Source organism: Polaromonas sp., from assembly GCF_029945685.1.
Classification (GTDB): Bacteria; Pseudomonadota; Gammaproteobacteria; order Burkholderiales; family Burkholderiaceae_C; genus Polaromonas.
This window is the reverse complement of the sequence record NZ_JAQSDA010000006.1, coordinates 93,416-119,779: the sequence shown is the minus strand read 5'-3', so window position 1 is coordinate 119,779 and position 26,364 is coordinate 93,416. Positions and strand designations below refer to the sequence as shown.

Below are 26,364 nucleotides of genomic sequence, written 5' to 3'. Positions count from 1 at the left end.
CCGTTCCTTCTGCGAATTAGGTCGAGAACCATCCATCATTTGCCAGTGCGTTCTCAATGGTGGATCTGTCTGCCCCAACAAGCGCCTCCGGCAGCGACCGCCCAGGTGAGTCACCCCATGAGGTTCCAACCGCACCTTGCACTGCTGCCTTGATGTCGTCGGGAAGGCCCGTGAAGTCATCTTTTCGTGCGAGCAGCAATACTTTGCCGCTCCCAACATATTTCCAGGCCATCAACATTTCGAATTCCTTTACTTCTTAACGCTTGGAGCGTCGCCAACTCCCACTTGCGGGGATGCTAATGTTGGGATTGCTTTTCCGAAGTGGACAACTCAAGTGTATGAAATGGCGGTACGGCTCCCATGAGAAAAATCGACATGACGCCCAGGTTGTGAGGTAGACCGTATGTGCCTGGCCCCGTGATGCACGTTACTCGAACGAACAGACCTCGACCCGTAAATTCACCACGCCGGCGGTCGTAGCCGAGCAGCTTGAGAACCTGGTTCACTTGGTAGTCGCGATCAAAGACGCGAACTTCGTGCGTCTTTTCGCCCCGTTCGAGTGCGATAACTGTGAGGCGAACATTGCGGAAATCGAGCCGATGGATGTGCGTGGGATGACGGGTATGCGTCTTGCCGCTGCGGCCTTCTGTCCAAGTTGCTCGTCCACCACATGGGTGCTGGATGGAACCCCTGAGGCGCTGGCCAAAATGCGAGAGTTCCTCAAAGAGGAGCACGGCGTTCAAGCCAAAACCGGTCACGCGCTGAAGCCGTAACCCCATCCCCCGGATCCCAGGCAAAAAAAGCCGCCCGGTGAGGGGCGGCTTCTGTAGCAACGGGTCAGTGGGTCACGTGCCCTTGCATATCGGAATCAACGCAATCCCAAACACCGGCATATCCGGCCTGAGTCTGAACTCTCGGCCATATGGCCTCGGATGTTGCGCATCCATCTGGATCTCTGCGCGCCACGAAGCCAAGTTGGTCCCTGTCACGAAGGCAGCTTCGACAAGGACACGATTTTCGTAGAGACGTTCGACCGATAGAACAAGCGCCTTTTCGCCACACACGAGCCGCATTGGCAATGGGCCTTCGGAGTCCATCGCGAGGGTTGCGCTGTCATCGCTGGGACGCACGCTGAGGATGTAGCGAAACTCGTCCTTGCAGGTTCCCGCGTGGCTGCCGGGCGACCAGGCAAGAGCTCCGATGGACACAACTAATAGCAACGCCGCCCGCCGCAGCGACGCCATCATGTGGCGCTCCCGCGTGGCCACCAGAGCAACACCATCAGGCAGAAAAAGACGCTCAGTCCAAGCGTCACAGCGCCCAGTAGGGCAAGGAAGAATTCCCGGTTTAGATTGCCGGCAACAAGGAGGACCATGTCGCCGACAAATGCAGCGGCTGCGATCAGGGCAAACGCAAGCGAGGGCAACGCCGACGGCTTCAGTTTTGATGTACAGAATTTCATAAGACTCCTGTCGTCATAAGACGAAAAGGGATTGGTGGGATCCACTCCAATGCGGAATGGTCAGGCGGAATAACGCACCACGGGCGGCTCAAAGTGAACGACGATATGGTAACCGAACGGCGGCAGGCGCCGCCTTGGTCACGCTCTTTTATGCCCTAGCGAACCGGTGTCGGCACCAGGTAGGGCGCCCACCATTGCCAACACGTCGGCAGTTGTGACTCCCGGCTGACCGTGGACCATGGCGCGGCAAAAAAGGCTGAGAAGGTAATAGACCGCGGACGACTGAACAGGAACGACGCAGAAAAGGGACTTCTGCCCGGTGGTCACAGCCAGGCCACTTCCTTGCCAGCGCAGCTCCAGAAACTTGTCCCGCGTTTTGCCGTGGTACTCAAATCGCACGCTGGGCTGAATGTTCATGAGAACGGCGATCGCGGCCGGCATCTCTTCGGGCGTGAGCTGGAAAGTCAACTTGCGTCCCCAGTCATAGGCGCCAGCGGGGAGTGCAAGGGCTGACTCGAACGTGACCACATGCGACCCAAGGAAGTCACCGCCGCGACGGTGCGGCCCGATCTCTACCGTGTGCGCAGCGCTCTTGCCATAGAGCTTGAGACGAACGCGATTGTCGTGCGAGTGACCCGCCCAGGCACGTGAATCCCCGTCTTCCTCATGCTCTTGAAGTTGGTCGCGTCCGAGATCTTCATGGGAGTCGTTCCGCGCGGTCCATGGGGTTTCCTCACGCGACGCGGGGGGTGCCTCGGTCCCCTTTCCCCCCGCTGAGCCAATGGCAACTGGCACGGACTGTTCCTGCGCAAATGCATGTTGTGCGAGCGCACCACGAAGTGCCGCGATGTCTTCAGGCCGGTCCTTCAAAGTGACAAGCCTGGCAGATATATCCCAGCCCAGTTCGATGAGGGAGACGCCGGCAAGGTATAGATGCGCCCCGGTACACGCCAAGCCAGCCTCGGAGATGACAGCCAGAACAGCAGGCATCGTGCATTTCGCCGCCCAGTTCAGAAGAGCAAAATCACCAGCGCGCTCCACGGAGCTTAGGGACCGCGAAAGCGCTTCTTCCAGTGCCTGCAGCTGCATCGTATCCAAGCCCACCAGCATGGGCGTCAGGTTGACGGCGGTTGGACGCACAATTCCACGGCGTTGGCATGCTGTATACCAGGCGTTCCTGATCCGGGAACACTGTTCTCTGTCTTCTGGACGCACTTAGAGCCTCACTTCGGGCTGGACATGCTTAAGCAGTCGCGTCACGATGCCGGCATCCTTTGCTCCACAGCGCCTCATGATCTCAGTCGCTGTCACTCCAGTATTCAGCCAGATCACGATGCAGGTATTCCGGAGGGTATTTGGACCGAAGCGAATCTTGATCTCTCGTCCTTCTTCGCTGCCGGCAAACAGAGCGGCGCTGATGTTGTAAAGCAGGCGCGCGGTCAGCTTTTCGCCTACGGTGGCCCCCACCAGCAACTTCTCATCGGCGGCCGGTGGACTTTCCTTCCCAATCACCCGCACTTGCATCCAGTCGTGCAGCGCTTTGCTTGTGCGCGAATCTAGCAATAGCGTGCGCGAAAGCGCCTTGCTGCGGCCAGTGACGTGCAAGGCGTATTCCGGAAACGGCTCGGCTGCTTGCCAGTTGGGATTTTCGGGGTGCAGGAGGGGAAGTCCGAACGTTGCGCGAAGATGCTCCAACGCAGGTACGGCGGAGACGTCGCCAACGCTCAAGTTGACGATCTCGCTGGCTGTGAGGCCGCATCGCATCATAAACATCAACGCCAAACGGTTGCGACGGTCCTTGAAGGTGAAGCCACCTGGGACTTGGTCAACCAGGGATCGCCACGCATGAAAGGGCAGGACAAAGGAATTGGCTCGCTCGCTCTCGCGAGGCTTGACGTTCTCACCTTCTGCAGGGTTTTCCTCGAGCATCGAGCTCATGACGGCAAAGGCGTAAATGTCTCGAATGATTCGCCAATACCGACGCTTTGTCACAGGCGACGTCTGCGGATTCACCTTCTCGCTCTGACGGGCCCGGGCCTGGATGCCTTCGATGAAGGCGGCAACGTCCTGTGGCGCTGCCGCAGGCCATTTTCTTCCGCGTAGCGCGAGAAATTCGCCCCACTTGTTCCATACCAGCCTTGCCTGGTCCAGGCCCTGCTTGCCAATCGGTTTTGGGCGCGATGGGTCACTTTTTCGTGCGGCTTCCCACAGCAAAAATAGCGCCATGTCAGGTTGTGGAATGGCCGCAGAGGGCGTTGAATCCGCGGCAAACAGATCAGGTGTGTTCAACATAGGATGCTCGAATTGGTTCAAAAAGGTCCGCTTGCTGAACATTCATGGTGATTGCTTTGCCCACCGGGCCTGGGCTCCAATTTGGTTCGCAATTCGAAGCGGGCACTGTAGATGCCGTAGCCGTTGGTAGTTACGCTGCCGCCCAAGGCCCTGTCGGCTACCCAACTGGCTTGCACTTTGGCGCATGTCTCGGCGGCCGCATGCACCTTCATTTTGGCTTCATGCTTCGTTGTCATTTCCGTTACCTCCTAGGCGTTGCCGTATACGTTTGCTGGCGATTCAGGAGCAATCTTCGGACTCAAAAAGGGCCGATCCAGCGCGGGCGCTGTTCACCTTCGACCTTGTCAAGGGGTCCGCCATCGCTCCAGGCAAGTCGATGAACCTCCAGGACGTGCTCAGCCATCCGTTGGCTGCCTTGGGCGTTGATAGACATGTTCAAACGATGCGCGGGCCCGGTGCGCAGCCGCTGTACATCCATCGTGAAGCTGACATCGCGGTACCCAGGGGCATTTCCGTAGGTGACAAGGCTGGCGTTCACCTCGATCTCGCCGGCACCGGCGGTCATCGTCAACATGGCCGTTTCATCGGCGGCCGATTTGGCCGTTACTGCGAGCGTCGCGTCTGCTGTCCTGATAGCGTCGGCGGCCGCGGGAATCATCGCGGCCCATTCCGTGCCCCCGTGTTCAAGCGCCTGGGGAATTGTGTAGCCCATTTTTGCCAGCCAATCACTGCGGTTCAACGCCAGCGCTGCAGCCAGCGCCTCTCCAGTTGACAACCAGCCCGGGCCGTTCGACGCCGCCTCTCCTATTTTCAGCACCAGATGCTCAAAGCTAGACATTGATCTTCGCTTTTTCCTGTGCCTGAAGTCCACCAAGGCACCCTTGCCGACCCGATCTCATTTCTGCCTCGGCCCTTGCGAACGCCATGTCGACAGTTTCTCCGATCGTGCGATTTTCCCCCATCGATATCCCTTTGAGTAGTTGAGCGATCTGCCAATTTCAGGTGCAGCCATCGCAGGGTACCGAAACCTCGATACCAAGGCTCAAGTCTGTCATATCTCGTCAGTTGTTCAAGCCCGCCTTCACGCCTGAATTCAGTGAATCGGGTAATCTGCCGTCTCAGGCCCCGGCGATCAGGAGGGACATTGGACCTATTCGTTCGCATGACGCGACCAGGGTCGACCGATCCTGATGATCGTCAGCCTCCTGCGCTTCCTGATCCGGATCTGTCGCGTTGCCGAAGCCGCTTTACGTAGGGGCCGTCCACCAGATCATCGGGCTCCAGGTCCAGGGCGCAGTTGGCCAAGGCGGCGCATGTACCGTCTGAAACTTTGAACTGAGCGGGCAGCTGGCCATGCAGGTGGGCACTGTTCTCTTCAATCGCAGTGAACAACGCCCTGAAAAAGTCAGCCAGTGACGGTCTTGTTGAAACCGTGGCGGCAGCGGTCAGCGGGTCAGAAGCCTGCGGATCTGACGCCTCCGCATCGGTGGCCAGCTCCGACACGAAGTCACTCAGCGTTGGCCAGTACTTCAGGTCGAACTGCGCGCGCAAGTCATCAAGCCGATCCTTGACGTGGACGGTGAACCGTGGATTTCGCGACCGTGCCGCCGCCTCGATCACTTCGACCACGTGGTAGTGGGTTGAGCTGCAGAAGCCGCTAGTGTTGTGCAGGGTGTCCCGCTGACCAAGCAATCGGGCCAGCTCGGCCGCTTTGGCGGAGATCTGCCGATTGACGCCGGCGAGATCCTCCCGCGCGGTGCGGGCGAGGGCGATCTTGTCGGGGCTCCACTGTGAGGCCGTGCTCAGCACGATTCCCAAAAAAGCCTGCAAAGCGTTCGGATGGCGGTGCAGCTCGTCCTGCAGCTCCTCGTAGGCGTCAGCGAGTTCGAGCCCGCGGCAAAGCAGCCTTTCGGCAATGGCGTTCTCGCCCGGCAAGATGCTGTGCTCGATGTTGTAGGCCTGTTCGGCACGGAGGATTCTTTCGCAGGCCTGCCTGGCGCTTTCGACTTGAGATGGGCTCACGGCCTGTCCTCGGAGTTGGAGATGCCTGCAAGGATAGTGAATCGGCTCCTCCTTGTCGGTACCGCAAGAGCCGCCGCCGTCGCAGTGTTCAGGTACTGCCGGCAGGCTTCGGCAAGCGCCTAAGTCATTGATTTCAATTGCGATATCAAGTTTTCCGGAGGAGGCCAGTGCGACTTCGGCCCAGCATGCCAACCTGAAGCCATAGAAAATTCATTTACAACTTACGCCGTCGGTCACTTCGACCGCGCTTTCTCCCCCCCTTCCTCTTGATCGACTGTCCCCTTTCGCTCTCCTCTCATTTTCCTCAGTCCCAGCTCGAGCGGGCGCGCCTTGCGGCGCTCGAAGAGCCACCAAGGAGGGGGAGGGCACGGTCTGGATCGATGCCGCCTGTTGTAAATGAATAACGACCTCGCCGCGTGCTCCCGCGCCGCCGAAAGAAGGCTTCCATGAATAAAGTCCGTCGGGCTTTACCTGGTGAGGCCACTGAATGTCGCCTTTAGAGAAAATGCAACTACCGCTAAGGGACCTTTGCTGCCGGTCAGCCGCTGGCAAAGCGGTCAGCCACAGAATCGGCAGTCGCCCAAAAGCAGCAATTCGAAATCACCGTGTTGGATCGGATCAAGTGCGTGCCACGGCGGCCCGGTCAATGAGGTTAAACCGACAGAGGACGAGCCCGGACGGATCCGTGACGTTGATCGGGCATCACCAAGCGCGCTTCGCGCATGCACGAGGTCAGAAATCCGACGATAACGTCCAGCGGTTGGGGCTTCTAATATTTGATAATTTATCAAGTAACGCTACTGGCTGGGTGCACAGACCCAGGTGCGGTCGGATCGACAAAATGTTACTCTGATCAACTTACCAATTTGTACAGGGAGACGCTGTGAGGCGAGAAGACCGCCGTCGATTCGAAAGAGAATTCAAGAAGATCCGGACGAGCGACAACTGCACCATTTGCAACAAGCCTTTCCCGCACAACACCAGGACCTTCGGCGGCCTCACTAGCAACGGCACAGTAGTGTTTGCCGGCGAGTGTTGCGCTCGACAGGTGCTGTCGGTCATGCACTCTATCTACTTTGTATGTGACGAAAAGCATCGACCTTTTGGTCGCATCCGGCAAACCGGGCCACAGGAAGCCCAGCGCTGGGCCTGCGAACGCCGACCAGGCTCTGAACGCCATGCAGTCGGTTTTCTCTGAAATCGATGCGCGCACGGATGCGCTGATGAGGCAAGCCGGCGTTCCCATAGATTTGAAAGGTGTTTTCATGGGTGAGCATGCGTGGAAGTCGGACGACGCGGCCTGGTTCAAGAACCACACTGAGCGCTCGCACCGACTGCGGCCATTGCTCGAGGGCGAGGTTGAAGCGATGCCGGTCCCAATTCCGACGAACGAGATTCCCCCGAACCATTGCGCCGAGATCTTGGTAAGGCAGGTCGCGCCAGGTCAGCGGATTCGTAAGCTGTTCTGTCGTAATACGGAGATAGATATTCCCGACCAAGAAGAAATCATCCACGCCATTTTCGACACCGTTTTCAGCGCTGCAGGTGGTTCAATCATCGACCTTAGGGAAATTATTGAGCGCGCACGGCACTACACGAACAGTCGCGCGCAGCCGCTGAACTAACCCAGTCTGCAAAAAATAATTACCTTGACGTCCGAACAAAATAGAAGGCGGTTAAAGAGATCGCTTGGTAAGCCAAGGACAGCCTACGTCGCATAGAGGACGAGACGTAACCTCCACGCTTTTCTGGAAAGCCGGATCACCCCCTTCAACATCTCGGAGACGCCGAAGCGGTCTTTCAATCGCGCGCCAATCAGCATCCAGACGAAGTGTGGCGGATAATCGTTGGCCGCGGCTCCGGTAAGCGCATGAGTTTTCAGACCGGGTCTCAATTCGCTACGCGTTCGGCCTCAACCAGTGTGCTCGACGAGATGCAAAGGACTTCAATGACAATCACTGGCGATGCCACTTCGGACCAACTTGTGGCCACAGTTGGCAAGGAGTTGATCAAGGACGTGATCAAGGCTGCCTGGAGCAAGGCTGCAAAAGTTCCCGAGTGGGTGAAACACCGCTACGAGAAAGAAGACCCTTTCGGGCTCGAGGCGGCGAAGTATTGCGAGAGAGTGCAGGAACGGTACGGTACCATGCGCATCATCGGCATGGCGCGGCCGATGCCGATCCACAACATCTTCGTGCGGGTGAACATGCTTCACAAAATATCGGCGCAGCGTCGCTCCTCCATCGAGGATCTCGAAGAGCAACTCAATTGTGACCAAAACGGCTTCGGTCAGGTGTCTAACACCCTTGAGGGGCAGCAGGTGGTCAATCGAGAGCCACGTCTCGTCGTGTTGGGAAAGCCAGGTGGCGGTAAGACCACTTTTCTCAAGTGGATCGCGTTGACTGCTATCGACGGCCAGTTCACGGAGCGCCGCATGCCGGTCTTCATTCCGATGAAGGACTGGAGCGATGGCAAGGACACCTTGCTCGAGTACATCCGTGATGAGTTCAAGATTTGCGGCTTCGATGATCCGAAGGCTTTCGTGGAAGGAATGTTAGAGGCTGGCTCCCTCATCCTTCTGTTCGACGCGCTCGACGAAGTCAATGACAACGATCGTCTCGTCAAAGCGCACAAGGAAATCCGGGATCTGGCGAGCAAGTATCCGCAGGTGCGAATCGTCATCAGCTGCCGCACGGCTGCCTACAATTATCTGTTCGAGCAGTTCTCGGATGTAGAACTTGCCGACTTTCACCAAGGCCAGGTCAGGCAATTCGTGCGCAACTGGTTTTGCGATCAATCGCAGAAAGCCGACCTCTGCCTGGTCGAGCTCTCTCTCGAAAAGAACAAAGCCATCCGCGATCTATGCCAAACGCCGTTGCTCCTGACGCTGATGTGCTTGGCCTTCGACGAGGGAATGACGTTCCCCAACAATCGCGCCGAGTTGTACAAGGAGGCGTTGGACGCTCTTTTGAAGAAGTGGGACGCCTCTCGCTCGGTCCGGCGAAACACAGCCTACCAGCAGCTGTCTCTGGCCAAGAAAGAGCTGCTGCTCAGCCGCATTGCGGCCAAGTCCTTTGAGCGTGGCGCCTACTTCATTCGCCAGTCTGATCTCGAGCAGGAAATCGGCGTGTTCATGACTAACCTGAAGGTAGCGCCCGGCAATGATGCGGGAGATGTAGATGCCGCTGAGGTACTCAAGGAAATCGAGTCGCAACACGGTGTGCTGGTCGAGCGTGCCCAACGCATCTACTCGTTCTCGCACTTGACGTTTCAGGAATACTTCACTGCGCGCACAATCACCGAGAACACCAATCAGAGTGGCCCAGCGGACCTGGTCCAACGGCATGCCAATGAGCCTCGCTGGCGAGAAGTTTTTGTGCTGACTACCGGGCTACTTACGGAGGCCGACGACTTCGTCAAGCGCATGCGCGAGCAGCTGTCACTGATCGCGCAAACGAATTCGGAGGTTCGCGACTTCCTCAATCAAAATGCTGCGCTCGTCTATGCGGCAGCAGCCATTCCACTCCCGCTACGGCGGGCGCTGGCTCTTGCGCACGTCGCAGATCAGCTTCAACTGATTGAGCCGAGCTATGGTGCCGTAGTCAACGCGTCCAAAGAATTAGTCGAAGACATGCAAAAGGAGTTCGGCCGCATTAAGAAGATCGAGGTAGCAACCATCCAGACTCTTAAGATGGGCCTGGACGAAGCGCGCGAGAACGTCGGCAAGGTCGTCAAGCACGTCGCCCAATATCATCGGGGTGATGTCAAGGCACTGAACGAATATATTCAGCTCACGCGCCTGCTGGTGAACTGCCTCAACGTCGACGCTTACATCACCACAGCTACGCGCGAGCAGATCATTTCGAGCATCCTGATCGAACAAACGGCGGCGAAAACGCGTGCGTGATGAACTACTCTAGCGCGTACTGCGAAAGCGCCTTAACTACGGCACCCGACTCCTCAACTTCCGCTACGTGGCCCGCCAGGCGAGCCCATGCCGGTGTGATAGCTGAACAGGACAGGCCAACAGATCCGGTCATCGGGTGGCAAGTAAAAAAAATAGGAGGCGGCAATGGGTGAGGCAAAACGGCGAAGCGCCGAGATAAAGATGTTGTTATCGCGCGAGAGCGACTGGCACAACTCATTGCATGGCGAAGAAAAGGATGTCGCCGAAGTGGCGATCGCTACGTTCAACAGAATCGTCTTGCAGCAGAACCTCACAGGAGGGTGCTACAACCTGGCCTTCTTCCTGCGGGAGTACCTTGCGCGCGAGCGCGGTATTGCGGTGGAAATGGTCGTTGGGTGGGTGACTGACAGCAGCTGGGAAGGTGGAATCTCACATGCGTGGATCGAGCACGGGGCAAGGAAGACGGATATTTCAATCTGGAATACCGAAGAGCCTGAGGCTCAGCTCCCTGGTGCGGTGATCATCCAGGATTTTGAGTATCGGAAGGGCGTCACCGACTACACCTACCAAAGGGAGCTGCCGCAGAGCGCACGGGAATACCTGGACCGGGCTGCCAAGAATCCTGAGTTTGGCGCGGCCTACCGGCACAAGGACGCCGAGCACCAAGAAATGTTTCGCCTGGCTGCAGCGCCTGACGGGGCAGCTCAGTACTTTTCTCGTGCACCTCTGTCCATGAAGTATGAGTCACTGGTTCGCATGCTGGCCATGCCGGAGCGCCTGCCGCGCGAAGCATAGCTGTGCCGGCACGGTTATGCTTCCGGATCGCATAGGTAGTGCGAAAGCGGCGCAGATTTACGGGAGTCCCTATGGCAAATGACCACAGCGCAGAAAAATCCCCTTCGGCCGAGGCGCCGATCCACCCCAACGCGCTCCGTAAGATCAACAGGGAAGAAGAGCGTGCTTCAATTGAAGCGTTTGACGCGCGGTGTGCGGAGATCCGCACTGGCGGTCAACACCTGTTCGCACGGATCCGCCCCAGTTCTAAGTATTTCGGCCAAGGCGAGGAGGGTGGACTCTTTTCGGCGGTGATCACGTCCGATGCCCAGTACCAGGTACAGGGCGGCCCAGGCGGCTGCTACCGGCTCGCGGACGTCGACCTTTTTGCAAAGTTCCGGCCTGACGAGGAACCGGTTCAATTCACGTTTGAACAAGCGGGCTCCAAAGCGGCCGACAACCAGTGAAACTTCTCAGGAAGTAGTGAAGATGAATCAGACCTCCTTTTCCCCTTACGCTCCCATGAGACTTCGTGACGCGGAATGGTGGCAATTCGGCACGCAGGCCGGCCAGCACGGATTTGTGACTCGAAATGGCCAGATCGCAGAAGCCCTTCCCCAGCTCATCATGAAAAACCTCATCGACCCAACTATGGAAGCCGCGATGAGGCAGGCAGACGCGGACGGTAATGGAGAGCACCTTGGCCAGCTCTTTGCAAAGCTGCTTCAGCAGCGCCACTGGGTTCCATTGGTGGCACAGTACAACTTGAGCGGAAAGCAGATATTCGACCTCGACGACAACATCGTGACGATGTTGCGGAACACCGACGTAGCAGATTGCACCCTGCAGGACTGGCACCCACCCTACGACGCTTTCTTCGTGCGCTTTGGGAAGCAAGATGACATGAAACTTCCATTCGATGACGGCCACGAATATCTGGACGGCGCCTTTGTGGCAGTCACACCCTGGACTACGAACGGTACAGAACGTCGGCTGAAGATTGGACTGACAACAGTAAAGGACGATGGCTCAGGCGTGATGATGCCCGGGTATTTCGTCGACTTCAGCCCGGAGGAACAGCGCCTATCGCCGCATCAGGCCATCGACGCGTTCATCGCGCGCAAATTCGCGGACCTCGATTCCGACGAAGACAAGAGCGAGCGCAACCTCGCGCTGATCGAGATCCGGAAAGGCGAATGGGAGGAGGGCGCGGTACTCCTGAGAAAAGCGACCGAGCTGGTGATCAACTGCTTGTTCTACATCGAGTCGATTGGCGCTGACAAGGAACTCACTCCAGGGCGAGATGTACCGCCCGAACTTCACGTCAAGTGGCAGCAGACGCCACCGATGCGGCGCTTCAAAGTGACTCAAAAACTCGGGAGTGAGGGCTACACCCTGGTCCGGTTGATGGGAGATGAAGTCCAGCAGGGCTCGAGCTCCCCTGAAACAGGGCGCGCAGACGTCAGTACACATTGGCGGCGCGGCCACTGGCGGAGGCAGGCCCACGGGCCACAGAAGGCACTCATCAAGCGCGTATGGATCCGGCCTGTTCTGGTGAACCCGACGAAGCCGAACGAGGATATACCGGGGCACGTCTATGCCGTGGGAGGCAGCGGCAACAGGGTCCACTGATTTGAAACAAGGTGCGCTGGCTGGACGTACTTGAAATCCGACAGCCGTCAGATAGCCTTGGACAACATGCCAGATAAAAACTCCCAGCAACCATCGCGCCCAAAAAGATACTCCTACCTGAAGCTCCTGGGCATTGTGGTTTTGGCGGGGTTTGCCACGGCACAGCACCTTTTGTCCCTCACGGACGCCCAACCGGCTGTTTTGTGGGGAAAGGTTTGCGAGGGGGAGCTTTGCACCTCCGCAGCAGTCCTGCGAGGGGAAATCCCCAGCGACACTGACCCCATTGTTGACCAGCTGCTCCGCCGGCCAGAAGTCAAAACTCTATGTTTTGCTTCACTGGGTGGTCACTCATCAGGTGGACGAGATTTGTCAGTATGGCTCGACGATCATGGTTACGACACCTGCGTCCCGAAATTGCGCGAGGCCCAGGCCTTCTGCGCATCAGCCTGCACCGTGGCCTTCATCGGTGGCCATAAACGCCAGGTTGACCCCGGTGCGAACTTCGCCATCCATGGCGCCTACATGCGCGTGCTGCTGATCGAGCCCCCGGATGTCAGCGATGGCGCGCCGGGAATCTTCCGGTATCCGTCACAGCCATGGCTTGGGATTTCTCAGGCGCTGAACAAGGGAACCGCATGGATCGAGAGGACCTGGCTCCAGGCGCGGACAAAACCCAGTCCCCATCGTGAACGCTTGTTGACCGAGGTAGGGCAGGTGCCCGGCCATCTCGTGAAGCGAGTGACAACGGCAGAACTGACCCAGTGGCAAACGGTCACGGTGCCGCCGGCAGCGGCCTTGGTGTTCATCCCGGATGCGCCGCCGGCGCCGGCGCAACGCTGAAATTCTTATGGGCCTGCCACCGGCTTGCCGGAGGCAGCGGAAGCGGCTAAACTGAACGCTCTCGGCGAAAGTCGCGACGGTCAGCTTGAACCGCTAATCAGCCTGTGGAACTCGTCTAAGACGGTTCCTATTTGCCTACGGGGCACCAACTCCGTAGGGATTGGTGCCTTTTTCATTCGGAGAAAAAATGGACACCATTGATCTGATGGTTTGCTTTGCAGCGGCCTTGTTGATTGCCCACATCGTCATCCAGCAAGGAACCCTGTGTGCCAAGAACGTCTGGGACCGGACAAAAGCCGGCCTCGATGAGATCGACCTGATGGAAGCGGCCCATGTGCCGTTCGTCACCAACCTCGAAGCGTTGTTGATCTATGTGGCAGCAATGCTCCGCATGGTCTACAAGGTGCCTTTCGTGCTCTTCAGTGAGTACAAGAAGCGGCCTTGGGAAAAAACTCCGGAAATGCGCCTCATGGACCTGGAACTGCGGTTGGGGACAGACATCCTGGGGGCGATCAGCAGCATGCTGAGCGGCTACCCGGAACGGGCCAAGCACCTGTTCTGGCAGGAACGCGGAAACCGATTGGCGTGCGAGTACGAAGCGCTCAGGCGGGACTTCGAAGCATTGTCGGAAGGGGGTGAAAGCCTCGCTTAATCATTGGTACGGCCAGCCGGCCTTGCCACCACCTCGAGCCCATCTTCCAATCGGAAGGTGGGCTTTGGTTTTTCCGGATGTAGTCCGACAGCTGTTCACCAACCTCATCAACGAACAGAATCACAACGCAACTGTGATAGTTCTACAAAGCTACCTCAATTCGAAGGCGGCGCCAAACTGAAAAACCCCGTGCAGAAATCGCTTCTGGCACGGGGTTCTTTCTTGGTGAGAGAGAAACCGCTACGACTTCCATGTCCTGACGCGCCCGCGATCGACATGCGTGAAGTTTTTCTTTGGGTAGAGTCCTACCCCACCGCCCGAAAGCCACTGCCCAAAACGAGCCGTTTGCTCAACTGGCACACCTTGAATGAAAAAATCGACTGCACCGGCCTTCGGATGCCAGCCGGCCAACGCAGCACCCTCTGTCAGCTCATTCGAAATGAAATGCCTGAATCCACTCGTCACCATTAGTGGCCGGGACAACCCATAGATGCTGAGCCAGGCACTGTAGCTATACAGGATGTCCAAAACCACCGGATCCATCAAGGCCCACGGGGACTTTTGCGCTGCCGAGAGGCGGCCCGAGCGCTCAGCCTTCGCAATCACCGGGCTATCAGCACTGAGCATCGCTTCAAACCGGCGGTCACGCAGGAACCAGGAGATTTGGTGATAGGCCTCTGTGATCAACTGCCCGTTCGCCCAGTAAACCACCTTGATCTCTTCATCTGTTCCGGCTCGCTTGAGCCAAACCCATCGCGGTTGCGTCCAGAAGTCGCCAGAAACGCCCGCAGGGGATTTCCCCCACTCGGGCGCGACAGCGAACGCCGGCAAACAGGTGGAAGCTGCAGCGGCCGCAAGCGCAGCGATCATCTTGCGACGGGTGCCAAGGAATTCCTGCGGGTCAAGCGGCGGTAGGCCGGTTGGAGGAGCGTCAGTCAATATCATGGGGCACATGGTTTTAGCTTGAAGCATCCGTGGCCGCAAGGAGGTTCCCCAGTTGCGCCAGCTCGTCAGAACGCCATTCGGAAAGGCAGAACGTCTCGACGTAGCTTTCTGCCTCACGGATTCGCGCGCGCGATCCACTGCGGGCGCCAGTCTTGCCCAGCAGAATCGATGCAACTTCAGGGACCCGGCGATAGCCCTGAAGGAACGAGTGGCGAGCCGCGTCATTGTTCCGGCGCCGCAAGTGTTCCAGCCCCAGCGTGTAATACGCCATTGGACTTCCCCGATCGGCCAAGGCCTTGAGCGCGTCAACAGCATCCTGAAGCCCGAGGAGGTGATGGATGTGCGCCTGCACAAAGCGGGCTTGCGTACTGCTTTCCCCGTCCAGCGCGACCACCATGTTCGCCAGCTTAAACCCCGCTTCAAGTTTTCCCTTCCAAACGTAATACCTGGCCAGTTGCGCCCCAGCCGAAAGGAACGAAGCATTGGGGCGGCTAAGGCTCGCTCGAAGATGTCTCACCCCAGCCGTCGCGATTGCGCGCTCGCCGATGATCCACGCCCGGTACAACGGCTCGAACGATTTCACGTATTTGTCGCCGCCTGCACCAATCAGACACGCCATTGCGAAATTTCCGCAAAGGTAAACCGGGAACTCGGTCGTTATTTGTCTTGCGATGCTCAGCAACTCCGGCCTGATGATTGCGTTCGGGGCCAAGGCCTTTTGGATGAGCACCTCCACCGCTTGAACCGTGCCGTCAGGAACTTCCACCGTCTCTAGGTAGCTCAGCCCAACACCATCGACGAGTACCAGGTTGACGTTGCTCATGGAGCGCTGGATCCCGTCGCGACCCGCTCGGGAAACCGAGGGATGTGTTTGTCGACCGCTGCATCCCATGACCACACCGGTTTGCCTTCTTTTCGGTACAGCGCCTGTTTTTCGGCCTTCCGCTCCAGATACTCGTTGCTGGTCATGCCGTACACCTCCATGACACATGGCGGATTGGTATCCGTGAGAACGAAGTCCGGCAACGTGGAACCTTCGACTTCGAGTCGCAGCGGTTTTGAAAAACTCCGCTGCTCGTCCACGAGCTTGTGCGCGACTTTTCCCTCGTAGGATGAATCCACCGGTATGTAGTGGAGACTGCACGCCATCAGCGCGGCGTCAATCACATTGAGGTATCCCTTGGGGGCCAGTTCAACCAGAAAGATGCCAATATTTCGCTGCTCCTGAGGACCATTGAGTTTGTGGAATGCCCGTGGAAATGACTCGGAAAGTTTCTGGCGTAGTTCCTGTCTGAGATACAGCGCTGAGCCGAAGTGCCGGATTGCGATCTTGTATCCGAAGCTGGAGCTTGAGAATTCCTTGATCTCCCCGATGATCAAACCCATGCGGACCTGTGCGTCGCCTGGAATCATCCGAGCTTTAAATTCGTCCCACGCGTGGTCAATAAGATCCTTTCGCTTCAAGTTGAACTCAGGAACGAGGTACAACCGCTCCTTCATCGGTTGCCCACCAACCGAGCCCTGCTCGATGACGCCGATCAGCTCCTGCGTTACCCGCCACCAGTCACGCTTCCACCCGCGACCCCAGCGATTTAACCCACCAGTGGTCCAAAGGTGCTGGAGAACGCCCAGAAGCCCCATGCGGGCCCGCTGGGTTCGACGGGAAGGGGGGGCTAAGGGGTTCGGCGGCGTAGGCGCCGCCGCAGGATCGGGGCTCTCGCGTTGGAGCATCTTGGCCATAGGGAAGTCGGCCGCGATGTCGAAGCCTTCCTCACTCTCCTTTATCGCAGGTTCAAGGGGCGCTCCGTCGCCGCCGGCTTCGACCTCGTCCCGGTGAAAGGGGCAGGCATAGTGGTGGTTGTAACCATCATGGGGCCATACCGCCAGGAAATGCCGCATGCCGACCGTGCGGATGACGAGCTTCCTGGATGGAGTGGTGCACAGGCATAGCGCGTGGCCCGGCGTTGACTTTGCCAACACCATCGCGTCCGCTATGCCGTCGATGTTCTCTAGTGCTGACGCACAGTCGAATCGAGTTCTGGCAACGAGAATGTCCATCCACGCAGAATACGCAGCCGCGGCGGGCTAAACGTGCGAGAAAACACCCCAAATCAGCAACATTGAGCTGAATCGGCCATCATTTGCCTGCTCGGCAACCGGGTCACCGGCGCCGCGCACCAGAAACGCTGTCTAGGCTGCTTGAGGCCGCGGCGGGTGGGCAACGGCCGCCGCCTCATTCGCACTGGCGCCCGCATAGGTGCTGACCAGGTTGGAGATATCAGGCCCGACGACTGACTGCCTCTGTCCTCGGCGCGGCAGTTGCGAGGTCTGTCCTGGGCGACCCACAAGCAATTCCTCGAACTCTCCGGTATCTTCGGAATGTTCGGCGATTGCCCCATTGGCCAGAAGCAGTGAGGCCGCTGCCTCGTAGGCCTGCCGATTGAAGCCAGCTTCGTCCTCTGCGCTCGCCCTTTCTTTGAGCGCAGCGGACGCCTCCTTGAGCGAGGCAAACCGTGGCTCAAGTGAAACGTAGAAGAACGGGTGCCCAGACGACTGCGCCGTGCTTTTCAGCCGCATGGTCAGCCACATCGGAAGTCCTGCGAGTTTTTTGCCAAATCCAGCGTGCAGCGTCTCCAGCCGAAACCGCATGTCATTGACCGAGTTGTAGGACCCGGTCCGGAAGATGAACACCCCGTCAGCCTCAGCTTGACCTTCCAGGTGAAAGATTGCCCGCGTGAGAGTGCCGCATCGATGCTCATCAGCCAATCCGAATACACAGGCGTCGGACCCAGGGCAGGCGACCTCGGCCACACCGGTCGGCGTGATTTGCCGCGCCGTACAACCATTTCCGACACACGCGGGCCGCCCGTTACTCGTAAACGCGGCGTACTGTTCCCCCATGTTGAGGTTCGGGGAATCGTAAACGAGCCGGACCGGAATCCGTCGCAGCTTCTCGTTGACCAGGTGCTCCGGTTTCTGTTTGAGCTTCGCGTGCTCGGCATGCTCAACCCACTTGCCTGCGTCGTCTCGAAAACGAGCGTGAACACTGAACTCGTCGTCAGGCACGGGGACTTTGATGCCAAGCCGATCTTCGACACTACCGATGCGGATGGTGCCGATCACCGGTGTCTGGTAAGTGAGCCCGCCCAATAAGCCGCGCAGAGTCGGCAACGGCATGGCCGCAACTGGTTCAGGGGTGGATCCTGCTTGCGCGGTATCAGTCATAGGTATCTCCAGCAAAGGAATCTGGGTTAGTTGGTCGGTGTACAGGTTGCAATTGGCGAATGAGCGTCTGATTCAGAATCTCATATCTCCCGAAGACTTCAACCCCTAGTGCCGAAAATAGTTGGGCGCTGCGGCCGCGCCCATCGCAGCGGTTCGAAGTGCGCGCTCATGTATGAGGTTGATATCTGATGGTGACAGGGCGTCACGTGCGAAATTCACGGATACAGCAGCAGCACCCTCGTCATTGAGCAACTCCATCTTCATGTCCCCGTGTTGGGTGAACCCAATGCTGCAGGACAGCAGCTGGTCCGTCATCCCGGTATAACAAGAAACGGCGGTTGCCACGCCTTGGGCGATGGCGGTGGAAAGCGGGTAGGGTGCGAGCACCTGGTGCCGATACATGCCGGGTTGATTCCCACTGAGCGCCAGCTCGATGTCCAGGCGCTCACGGCTAAAAAGGAATTCATTCGGATCCGGAAGATAGATGGGGCGAAGGTCTGCTGCGTGCCGGTAAACCAGGCCGAAGATGAAAACAAGTCCGCCACCGTTTGGGTCGAAACCCGAAATCCGGAACAGTTTCAGGAGATCATCTGTCGATGGCAGGGACTGGTGCAATGTCACCAACGCCTTCATGAGCCCCTCTTGGGCCTCTCCCCGGCTGCTGCTCACAAAGCTCGCATCAACTGCGTGCGCCAGGAATGTCGCGTTCTGGCCATCTTTCGACAGCAAACCGCTTTTGTGAAGCACCGTCCCTACCGCTTCATAGTCCAGCTTACGGATAGGGTCAACGCCAAAGTTGTCGTGGCCACCAACGCCACTATCCCTTACCCCTTGCGGGTGAAGCAGTACCGGCATGGCGAATATCCCGCCGCGGTAGTTATCAAGAAGTTCAATGTGTTCGATTTCCGGATGGGTCAAATAGTGCATATGTCTCATGATGGCAAACCCGTCGATTTCTGCCGGAGTGACATGTTGACGAGTGACAAGCTGGCCCTTGAAATACTTCGCATGTATGCCATCCTGACCGTATTGAAATTGCTCTACGGCCAATAAATGAACAACGCACTCGACCTCGGGTTTCTCAACGCTATTGCAAACATCACTTCAAGTGTTCCTGCGCCACGCCTGCCTGGGCTGCAGACTCCTGGAGTATCACCAGGGTCGTTTTGGTGTGAGATGAGCGCCGAGGAGTACCACAACGGGTCGCCTGGGCTCTCGTCGTCGCGACTCAAACACATGCTGGTTTCACCAGCAAGTTATCAGTTGAAGCTGAAGCGTCCGCCAATGGAGACCGATGCGCTACGCCTTGGGCGCCTCCTGCACACCATGGTGCTGGAACCTCATCTCGTGAGTTCGGAGTTTGTCGTGTGGTCGGAAGGTCGTCGACAAGGCATGACTTGGGACCTTTTCAGGGTTCAGCACCTTGGCAAGACGCACATGACCGAAGCGCAGTACGACGCGGCGCTCGGGATGGCGGCCGCACTTCGCCAGATGGCAGACTTCCCGCTCGATGCCTGGCTGGAGGGAGTTGCGTCCGTGGCCCCCGCGATCAAAGAACGGAGCCTCTTCTGGATTGACGAAGAAACCGGCTTGCTCTGCAAGGCACGGCCCGACGCAATGACGCTGGGCATTTCAGCCCTGATCGGGGACCTGAAGTCCACTAGGTCGGCAGCTGAGTCAGCCTTTATCAGCGATATTTTTAATTTCCGCTACGACTTTCAAGCCGCCCACTACCGCGCGGGCGTCAAAGCAGTCTTCGGGGTAGACGCCAACTTCGCACTGTTCGCCGTCGAAAAGGCTGAGCCCTACGTGACCAGGTCATTCATCTTGACTCCAGAGACACTGGCCAAGGGTGAGCGCTATCGCCGTTTTTGCCTGAACATGGTCAAAAAATGCACCGACGAGAATTCTTGGCCAAAGCAGCCGCCTGCAAAGGCCCCTGTCCCTGTCGCGCCCCTCTTCATGGAAGACTCTTCCCTCCTGGACATGGCGAAGGCATACGGCGTCGCTGTTTGAGCGGCTACTCGGTTTGAGTGACAACGGCGAAGCCTCTCGCCATTCAGGAAATTTTCGGATAAAGTAGAGGCTCGTAACGCAAGTTTCGAGGTCAGCTGGACCTTTCACCAGCCTTCGTCATGGCTCTCGGGCCATTTCTTTTTCCCGCTTCTGGAATCTTTTCATGAATATCCAAAATGCACTGAGTGCGCTCATGCAGAAGGACGTCATCAACCTGTATCTCCTCCGGGCGCTCCAGGAACCGTACGGCGTCTCTCAGCTCGGAGACCTCCCCCACATCACATTTCGCGCCTTCGGCGATGAGGTGCTCCTGACCGACTCGCTTCGCGCGGATCTCGAGGTCGCGTTGGGTGCTGCCTTGCGGCAGGTTACTGGCATCAAGCCATACACGACGTTGATTCAATTGGTACTGCCTGTCGGCGTTTCAAAAGAAGTCGACGCCGCAATCCACGCCTTCGAAATGGCCAACCCAGACGTCTGACCTAAAACGCGTCAACTTTCAAATGAGGAGTTTTATGCCCAAAACGACCGGCATTGCATTACCCGTTGCCTGCCCCCCGGCGGGCTTTTCTTTCGATCCTGCGCCGCCAGCCACGCTGCAGCGCGAAGGTTCGTACCTCCCACTCCCAGCGTTGACTCCGATCCCGGTCAGCATCTCGTTGGAAGAGGCCGCTGGCCAGCACACCCACCCCCGCATCATTCCGGTTAAGTGCGGCCTGGAACTTCGGTTCAATCCTGCAAAGGTGGCGGCGTGAAACTGTCGCTTGCCGACGCAGAAACGTACGGTGCCCTGACGGGCATCGGCGGCGCACTGCTGGTGGCGAGCATGGGTCAGTACAGCCGCTATGGCTGGCTGCTTTTCCTCGCCTCGAACTTGTGCTGGATCGTCTTCGCTGTGAAGGGTCACTTTCGCAAGTTACTCCTGCAGCAATTCGCGTACACGGTGACATCCCTGCTTGGCATCTGGAATTCATTCACGCTCGGCGCCCCAGCAGCCGTGTTCATCAATCAACTCCTTCAGAGGATCTCGTCATGAGTCTTGACCATTCCGCCACCACACCCGCACCTGAATCGTCAGAGCGTGTGGTTGGTGAACCTGAGGTGATGCAAAGCGCCGCCGGCTTCTACGTCGGCTGCTCTGTCACCGAAGACGGCTTCACGTCGCCCCACTCGCGGTATTCGGATTACTTTCCGAATGCCGACAAGGCCCAGACCTGGTTGGACAACGCAAGACGTACCAATAGTCTGTAACCAGCCTTCTAAAGGCCGCCCCACGTGGGCGGCTTTTTTTTGCCGAAAGATATTGCGAGCCACCGAAATGTTGTTGTACACTGCAGTTTCTACACCTCGCACGAGGCTGATAGGCAGCTGTCCCGAATGACAGCCTAGCTCTCCCCAGTGGAGTGCAACCTTAGGCGAAAGCCTGCATTGGTGAAAACCAAGTCCTCCTGATCGAGGGTTCTTCTGGACGAAAGTCCACGCTTCATAGCAATTCCGCCCGAACACAGCCTGCTGCTTCACGCGCAAATGTGTTCGGGCGGCTGATTCATTCATTTCTGGGTCGCATGTCCCCCAAAGTCCTCGTCAATGAGCGCTTTGGGGGCCATGTGGCCTGCCTCGTGCAAAGGAAATGTTATGTCGAAATCACTCAACACTGCTCCCCTCGCAGCCTGTACGCCGGCTGCCATGGCCGCCGCTGGAGTTCCCTTCAGCGCAGCTCGTTGGTTTCATTGCAAGGCGCGCAAACAAGGCGCACGCACTGACTCCGAACTCACTCTCTTTCAGTGGGTACGACACACCGTAGGGTCTGGTCAGTCTGCGGCTCGCGCCGCACACTGACACCCCAAAAAGGCGAAGGACTGGTTCCTTCGCCTTTCTTTTTTTCTGCATTCGCTTTTTCTTGGCCACGTGGCCAGCAAACTACCAAAGGTAAGACTTTCCAGCCTTGAACTTCGTGTTCCGCCTGGTACGCTAAAGAATTCCCGCCGCGTAAGTGGCAACCGCAGCTGACGGTCTAACTCAGCCAGCCCCGATCACATCGGGTTATTCGCAACAGAGCCAGATGCCTAAAGGCAACGGCTCCAGTTTCATTGGAGATCATCCTGAATTATCAGTACTACCCCACCGGGGCACACACGGCCGCGTTAATGTGGGCAAAGTTCAAGCGTCCGGTCCGCCACCTGTGCGATCCAAGCGCAGGAAAGGGCAACTTGATCCGCTATGCCAAAGAAGGCTTCACCGAGCTTACTGACGACCAAATCCCTTGGCTCGAAGCGGTGCCCGATGAAGAAATTCAGCACGGCCGCCATCGAAGCTTCAGACGCCGCGACCGCGCCAGGGAGAAATTTAGCGATTTGCTGGAGATCTCGGCCGTCGAAATCAACATCGAGCATCACGCGAACCTCAAGGAACTTGACGTCAAAGTGATTGGCTACGATTTCCTGGATGTTTCGTCGCTAGCGACTGTCGGCAGTGTGATCATGAACCCTCCGTTCGCGGACGGGGTAAAGCATGTCCTGCACGCGTGGGACTTGGTCTATGACGCGGAAGTTGTGGCAATCATCAACGCCGAGTCGATCAAAAACCCGTACAGCCAAGAACGGCGGCGCTTAGTCGAACTGATCGAAAGCTACGGATCCGTGGAGTTCTTGCAGAGCCAGTTCGTAAGCGATGTCGAGCGAACGTCAGAGGTTGAAGTAGCTCTCATCTACCTCGAAAAGGTGCCCGGCAAGTACCTCGACATGGATACGCTCCTCTCGGGCCTGCGCAGGGGTGACAGCCTCAGAGGCGAAATCGACCCCGGGGTCTGTACGGCTCTGGCTTTGCCAACGAACTTCATCAACGACACCTTCTACAGATTCGAGCAAGCAGTTGAGGCCGCCCGAAAATGCAGCGAGGCGGAGGCGATCTGCAATCACCTGAGCAATGGGCTAGGGCTTACTCTGGAAGACATGCAGGCGAAAGGGGTCGGAAACGATTTCCGGGAGTCCACGGGATCGATTCGCAATTCCGCGAATGACGAGTTCCGTAAGCGCTACGCCGATTTGAAAAAGCGCGCGTGGGCACAAATCATTCGTTCATCGTTGCTGACGAAAAAGCTATCGAACCAGGCTCGCAAAAAAATTGAGGCCTCATCGCAGAGCATCTACGATCTCGAATTCAGCATTCCGAACGTGCATGGGTTCTTGGCTGGGGTGATCGGCTCAATGGGCGAGATCTACCAGGACATGGTTTGTGACCTCTTCGACACGATCATCGAGCGCTCGAGCGACAATGTCGTATTCTTCCGCTCTTTCAAAAGCAATCAAAAACATCGAATCGGTGTGCGGATCCGCAAGACCAGGTTCATCATCCCAAGGTTTAGCGTCTCGTCCTATAGCGGTTCGCTCGACTATGAGTCAGAGCACTTCCTGTCCGACATTGACAAGGTCTTCGGCTATCTCCATGGGATCACGGAGGCTTACGACGGCCTTGCCGACGGCTTCAAACGAAACAACGTACTGACGGGCAACCGTGTGGCTACCAAGTTTTTTGATTTCAGATACTACAAAGGCGCGGGTACGATTCATTTCTATCCAAAGTCTGAAGAGGTAGTTGAGAAAATCAACCTGTTCGTCGGTCGGCTACGCCGGTGGATCCCTGGCGATTTCACTGAGGCAAATCAAGACTTCAAGACCCAGTACGACAAGGGTGAGGCCTTCACCAAAGACTACATGGATCTCTATAAAAAGAGCGCCCGGACCTCCTACGGGTGGGATCGACCAGCACTGAAGGTGCTCCGAGAGGTCAAGGGGTTGGACGTTGACGGGTCAGAGCTGGATCGTATGGACGCGGCGATTGACGCCGTGCACGAGGAGCAAGGCCTTCGATGTGGCCCAGCGCTGGCAGGGCCAGGGCAGTCTGATATTCGTCAAATTGCCCACAAACCGACTGATTCAGAGCCGTTCCTCTTGCTCGCAGCGTAGACGCAACCGGTCTCATGTCACTCAAGCCACCATCTCTAGAAGGATGGTGGCCTTTTTTTTGAGCCTACGCGCGCAAAAAAAAGGGCCCCAATTAAGGGGCCCTATGGCTCGGCAAGTTCCACATTCACCCAGGTAGCCGGGTAAATGGCTGGCCGGGCTTCATGTAGCCACGGCGTCTTTCCCGGTCCGCTCTGCACCTGGAAAAGTATGCGCGAAGTATTTCTGCATACTTTTTGCGCTGTGCTGAGGGCGTCGACTGCCAGCACCAGCTGTGGATCAGCTCCTGAATCACCGGTGGCTTGATGTTTGCCGCTGTCATGCGAGTGAAGCTGTAAAACTCCTCCTGATCGCGGCAATGCATCAAGCCCACGCGGCAGATATCCCGCGCACAGCGCCCCGGATCCTGACCCCTGGAGGCCCGGCAAAGGGCTTTCCAGGCCTCATGGGGCATACGGACCGTTCGGTTGCCACGGCGGTTCCTCCTGGTGTCATGGAACGGAATGAACCGGTCGCCTTTGGTGGAGTCGCAGGAGTGCCCATCTCGCACACTTTCTGAACTGTTCAAAATTAATCTCCTCAAAAAAGATGCCCTGTGAGGGCGGGTCATCGCGTGAGCGACGTAGGCAGCATTGACCGAGCTGCGGCGGGTTGGGGAACGAGCAAATACTACCATGCGGTGACTTCCGGTGGGGCCAGGTGGCAAGGTGGACACCACGGCCCCCGGTTGATGCCGGGCAGGACAAAACCGCGTCTTTTTTCTTCTTTTCCGCCTATGAAAAACCTGCCGAAGTGGTATATTTAGGCCATCGCAAGATCCGTAACTGGTCGGTCAACTAGTCTGAATCGCTTAACCGCGACCTATCCCGAAAGGGAAAAAATCTTTTGGAGTTTTTATGGTGGAAACCATCGACAAACCTTCCGTCGTGAAGAAAGGTCGGCTCGCGCATGTGCCTTTGACCTGCATCGTGATGGGTAGCAACCCGCGCACCCATTTCGACGACCAGGAGCAATTCGAGCTCAACGCTACGGTCAAAGCGCTCGGCGTCATGACCCCGATCATTCTCAGGGACCTCGGGGATGGCCTTTACCAGCTTGTGGCTGGTGAGCGCCGCTACCACGCGGCAAAGCTGGCCTTTGGTGAGAGCTACGAGATCCCAGCCAACATCTTCGACATGGACGACATGGACGAAGCCGCTGCCCTCATTGCCGCACTCGTTGAAAACATCGCACGCGCAGGCATGAGCCCTGCCGAAGAGGCTAGGGGTTGTGCAAAGTTGCTGGCCGAATTTGCCGGCGACCGAAACGAAGTCGCGCGCCACATGGGTCTCAAGCCTGAGGTTGTTGCGCGAAGGCTCGCCCTGATGAACGCCAGTGACAACGTGCTCGACGCGTTGACAAAGCGCGTCATCAAGCTTGGGCACGCTGAACTCCTGGCCGCGGCCCCAAAGGCTGCGCAGGATGGGGCGCTGGCCAAGCTGCTCGCGATGCCCAGCATTCCTTCGGTGGAAACACTCAAGGAAAGTCTCATCAAGATCGCACGCCCTCTGGCCTCGGCCTGCTTCGACAAAACGGAGTGCCAGGCATGCCCGAACAACTCGGACACGCAGCGCGCAATGTTCAGCGAGGCAATCGACTCGGGCAACTGTACCAACGGTGAATGCTTCACCGCAAAGACCGAAGCAGTCCTCCTCGAGAAGAAGGCCTCCCTGGTCGAAAACTATCCGCGAGTGGAAATCGTCCGTGAAGGCGACAACTATTCCGTGATCAAGCTGGTCGTTGAAGGCCCCAAGGGCGTCGGCGAAGAGCAGGGCAAGGCCTGTTTGGGTTGCGCAAATTTTGGCGCAGCCGTCAGCGCGATCCCTGGCAAGGAAGGCAAGGTCTACGAGCAGCAATGCTTTGACACGGGTTGCAATACGCGGATGGTCGCGAAGCACTCCAAGGCCACGGCCGAAGCTGCTGCCGAAGCGGCAGAGGCTTCCTCAGCCGGTGGTTCAAACGCCAAGAAGGGATCCCCGACCGCAAAAAAGGGCGCCAAGGTGAAACCGAAGGCAAAAGCGAAGGCTTCTGCCGTCTCCGCCGGCGTGGTTGATTTCCGCAAGAAGGTGTGGCGCACAGCGCTCCGGACCGAGTTGCAGACAGGCGCCCGCAAGAGCATCCAAATGCTCATCGCGATTTGCCTTGCTGATTCAGCACGGCAGATTCAAGGCTCCGACATCGACCTGACACCTGTGCCAGGCCTGAGCGGGAATTCGGTGCTCGAGGCGATCCAAGCCATGAACAAGGCCGAAGGTGCCCAGATCTCTGCAACGGTAGCGAGCATCGCGTTTACGGCGCTCGATTCGCTGGACAACCGGCACGTCACCGACGCGCTGAAGGCCTTCGAAGTCGACCTGGCCAAGACCTTCTCCATCGATGAGACCTATCTCAAGCTTCTCACCAAGTCAGAGATCACGGCCGTCGCCAAGGAAGTTGGTCTCGAGACAGCGTACGGGAAGGAGTTCGGCAAGCTCATGTTGGGCAAGAAGGACGATGCCATCAAGAGCCTGCTCGCCGTCAAGGACTTCGACTTTCACGTTGTCCCAGGCCAGTTGGCCTATCAGTAAAACCAGCTGCGATCAGGACTTGTCCCGGT

General features: G+C 57.7%; 28 protein-coding genes. 15 read left to right on the top strand and 13 right to left on the bottom strand.

Annotation, left to right across the window (positions count from 1 at the left end; all coding sequences use genetic code 11):
* Nucleotides 1–16: 16 nt before the first annotated feature.
* Together PSV26_RS03065 and PSV26_RS22640 are read right to left on the bottom strand one after the other, a co-directional pair.
* Entirely contained in the window at nt 17–238 is a 222-nt protein-coding gene (locus PSV26_RS03065) for a hypothetical protein (protein ID WP_300567585.1), read from the bottom strand.
* Between the two features lie 58 nt (nt 239–296).
* Entirely contained in the window at nt 297–506 is a 210-nt protein-coding gene (locus tag PSV26_RS22640) for a hypothetical protein (RefSeq protein ID WP_366945958.1), read from the bottom strand.
* On the opposite strand from PSV26_RS22640, the gene PSV26_RS03060 reads away from it, so the two are divergent.
* Complete coding sequence (locus PSV26_RS03060) at nt 507–773, top strand: hypothetical protein (RefSeq protein WP_300567583.1); 267 nt, start codon at nt 507–509, stop codon at nt 771–773.
* Between the two features lie 72 nt (nt 774–845).
* Here the strand turns inward: PSV26_RS03060 and PSV26_RS03055 are convergent, their stop codons facing one another.
* The 6 genes from PSV26_RS03055 to PSV26_RS03030 form a co-directional block, all read right to left on the bottom strand.
* Nucleotides 846–1,247 carry a hypothetical protein gene (locus PSV26_RS03055; RefSeq protein ID WP_300567580.1) on the bottom strand — a complete coding sequence of 134 codons (402 nt, stop codon included), beginning with the start codon at nt 1,245–1,247 and terminating at the stop codon, nt 846–848.
* Nucleotides 1,244–1,462 carry a hypothetical protein gene (locus PSV26_RS03050; protein ID WP_300567578.1) on the bottom strand — a complete coding sequence of 73 codons (219 nt, stop codon included), beginning with the start codon at nt 1,460–1,462 and terminating at the stop codon, nt 1,244–1,246. Before PSV26_RS03050 ends, PSV26_RS03055 begins: the two co-directional genes overlap by 4 nt.
* A 138-nt stretch (nt 1,463–1,600) precedes the next feature.
* Nucleotides 1,601–2,572: a hypothetical protein gene (locus tag PSV26_RS03045; protein WP_300567576.1), complete on the bottom strand. Its 972-nt coding sequence runs from the start codon at nt 2,570–2,572 to the stop codon at nt 1,601–1,603.
* A 105-nt stretch (nt 2,573–2,677) separates the two neighbouring features.
* Complete coding sequence (locus PSV26_RS03040) at nt 2,678–3,754, bottom strand: site-specific integrase (protein ID WP_300567573.1); 1,077 nt, start codon at nt 3,752–3,754, stop codon at nt 2,678–2,680.
* Nucleotides 3,755–4,052: 298 nt separating this feature from the next.
* The gene (locus PSV26_RS03035) at nt 4,053–4,592 is read right to left on the bottom strand and encodes a hypothetical protein (RefSeq protein ID WP_300567570.1); all 540 of its coding nucleotides are present in this window, start codon (nt 4,590–4,592) and stop codon (nt 4,053–4,055) included.
* A gap of 359 nt (nt 4,593–4,951) precedes the next feature.
* Nucleotides 4,952–5,776, bottom strand: a complete 825-nt coding sequence (locus tag PSV26_RS03030; protein ID WP_300567567.1) for a hypothetical protein — start codon at nt 5,774–5,776, stop codon at nt 4,952–4,954.
* Nucleotides 5,777–6,858: 1,082 nt separating this feature from the next.
* On the opposite strand from PSV26_RS03030, the gene PSV26_RS03025 reads away from it, so the two are divergent.
* From PSV26_RS03025 to PSV26_RS02995, 7 genes are all read left to right on the top strand, one after another.
* Complete coding sequence (locus tag PSV26_RS03025; RefSeq protein ID WP_300567564.1) at nt 6,859–7,401, top strand: hypothetical protein; 543 nt, start codon at nt 6,859–6,861, stop codon at nt 7,399–7,401.
* Nucleotides 7,402–7,646: 245 nt separating this feature from the next.
* A complete protein-coding gene (locus PSV26_RS03020) occupies nt 7,647–9,683 on the top strand; it encodes an NACHT domain-containing protein (protein WP_300567561.1) in 2,037 nt (678 codons plus the stop codon).
* A gap of 165 nt (nt 9,684–9,848) precedes the next feature.
* The gene (locus PSV26_RS03015; RefSeq protein ID WP_300567558.1) at nt 9,849–10,478 is read left to right on the top strand and encodes a hypothetical protein; all 630 of its coding nucleotides are present in this window, start codon (nt 9,849–9,851) and stop codon (nt 10,476–10,478) included.
* Nucleotides 10,479–10,549: 71 nt separating this feature from the next.
* A complete protein-coding gene (locus tag PSV26_RS03010; protein WP_300567555.1) occupies nt 10,550–10,924 on the top strand; it encodes a hypothetical protein in 375 nt (124 codons plus the stop codon).
* A 22-nt stretch (nt 10,925–10,946) separates the two neighbouring features.
* Nucleotides 10,947–12,089 carry a hypothetical protein gene (locus PSV26_RS03005; protein WP_300567553.1) on the top strand — a complete coding sequence of 381 codons (1,143 nt, stop codon included), beginning with the start codon at nt 10,947–10,949 and terminating at the stop codon, nt 12,087–12,089.
* A 366-nt stretch (nt 12,090–12,455) separates the two neighbouring features.
* Nucleotides 12,456–12,929 (top strand): hypothetical protein, encoded by a 474-nt coding sequence (locus PSV26_RS03000; RefSeq protein WP_300567550.1) that lies wholly within the window; start codon nt 12,456–12,458, stop codon nt 12,927–12,929.
* A gap of 187 nt (nt 12,930–13,116) precedes the next feature.
* Complete coding sequence (locus PSV26_RS02995) at nt 13,117–13,581, top strand: hypothetical protein (RefSeq protein WP_300567548.1); 465 nt, start codon at nt 13,117–13,119, stop codon at nt 13,579–13,581.
* Between the two features lie 240 nt (nt 13,582–13,821).
* On the opposite strand, the gene PSV26_RS02990 is transcribed toward PSV26_RS02995, so the two are convergent.
* From PSV26_RS02990 to PSV26_RS02970, 5 genes are all read right to left on the bottom strand, one after another.
* Nucleotides 13,822–14,553: a DUF882 domain-containing protein gene (locus PSV26_RS02990; protein ID WP_300567545.1), complete on the bottom strand. Its 732-nt coding sequence runs from the start codon at nt 14,551–14,553 to the stop codon at nt 13,822–13,824.
* Nucleotides 14,540–15,349 carry a hypothetical protein gene (locus PSV26_RS02985; RefSeq protein WP_300567542.1) on the bottom strand — a complete coding sequence of 270 codons (810 nt, stop codon included), beginning with the start codon at nt 15,347–15,349 and terminating at the stop codon, nt 14,540–14,542. The genes PSV26_RS02990 and PSV26_RS02985 overlap by 14 nt, the downstream gene beginning before the upstream one ends.
* Complete coding sequence (locus tag PSV26_RS02980) at nt 15,346–16,584, bottom strand: DUF1173 family protein (protein ID WP_300567539.1); 1,239 nt, start codon at nt 16,582–16,584, stop codon at nt 15,346–15,348. Before PSV26_RS02980 ends, PSV26_RS02985 begins: the two co-directional genes overlap by 4 nt.
* 132 nt (nt 16,585–16,716) lie before the next feature.
* Nucleotides 16,717–17,751, bottom strand: coding sequence for a hypothetical protein (locus tag PSV26_RS02975; RefSeq protein WP_300567536.1), 1,035 nt, complete (start codon nt 17,749–17,751; stop codon nt 16,717–16,719).
* Between the two features lie 105 nt (nt 17,752–17,856).
* A complete protein-coding gene (locus PSV26_RS02970) occupies nt 17,857–18,678 on the bottom strand; it encodes a hypothetical protein (RefSeq protein WP_300567533.1) in 822 nt (273 codons plus the stop codon).
* Between the two features lie 126 nt (nt 18,679–18,804).
* Here PSV26_RS02970 and PSV26_RS02965 point away from each other — a divergent pair, with 126 nt between their 5' ends.
* The 7 genes from PSV26_RS02965 to PSV26_RS02935 all read left to right on the top strand — a co-directional run bounded on the left by PSV26_RS02965 (nt 18,805) and on the right by PSV26_RS02935 (nt 26,335).
* Complete coding sequence (locus tag PSV26_RS02965) at nt 18,805–19,767, top strand: PD-(D/E)XK nuclease-like domain-containing protein (protein WP_300567530.1); 963 nt, start codon at nt 18,805–18,807, stop codon at nt 19,765–19,767.
* 163 nt (nt 19,768–19,930) lie between these two features.
* On the top strand, nt 19,931–20,248 hold the full coding sequence (locus PSV26_RS02960; RefSeq protein ID WP_300567527.1) for a hypothetical protein: 318 nt from the start codon (nt 19,931–19,933) through the stop codon (nt 20,246–20,248).
* Between the two features lie 34 nt (nt 20,249–20,282).
* Nucleotides 20,283–20,522, top strand: a complete 240-nt coding sequence (locus PSV26_RS02955) for a hypothetical protein (RefSeq protein ID WP_300567524.1) — start codon at nt 20,283–20,285, stop codon at nt 20,520–20,522.
* Nucleotides 20,519–20,803, top strand: coding sequence for a hypothetical protein (locus PSV26_RS02950; protein ID WP_300567521.1), 285 nt, complete (start codon nt 20,519–20,521; stop codon nt 20,801–20,803). Before PSV26_RS02955 ends, PSV26_RS02950 begins: the two co-directional genes overlap by 4 nt.
* Nucleotides 20,800–21,018 (top strand): hypothetical protein, encoded by a 219-nt coding sequence (locus tag PSV26_RS02945; RefSeq protein WP_300567518.1) that lies wholly within the window; start codon nt 20,800–20,802, stop codon nt 21,016–21,018. The genes PSV26_RS02950 and PSV26_RS02945 overlap by 4 nt, the downstream gene beginning before the upstream one ends.
* Before the next feature lie 839 nt (nt 21,019–21,857).
* Nucleotides 21,858–23,732, top strand: coding sequence for a DUF4942 domain-containing protein (locus PSV26_RS02940; protein WP_300567515.1), 1,875 nt, complete (start codon nt 21,858–21,860; stop codon nt 23,730–23,732).
* Nucleotides 23,733–24,625: 893 nt separating this feature from the next.
* The gene (locus PSV26_RS02935) at nt 24,626–26,335 is read left to right on the top strand and encodes a PRTRC system ParB family protein (RefSeq protein WP_300567512.1); all 1,710 of its coding nucleotides are present in this window, start codon (nt 24,626–24,628) and stop codon (nt 26,333–26,335) included.
* Nucleotides 26,336–26,364 lie beyond the last annotated feature (29 nt).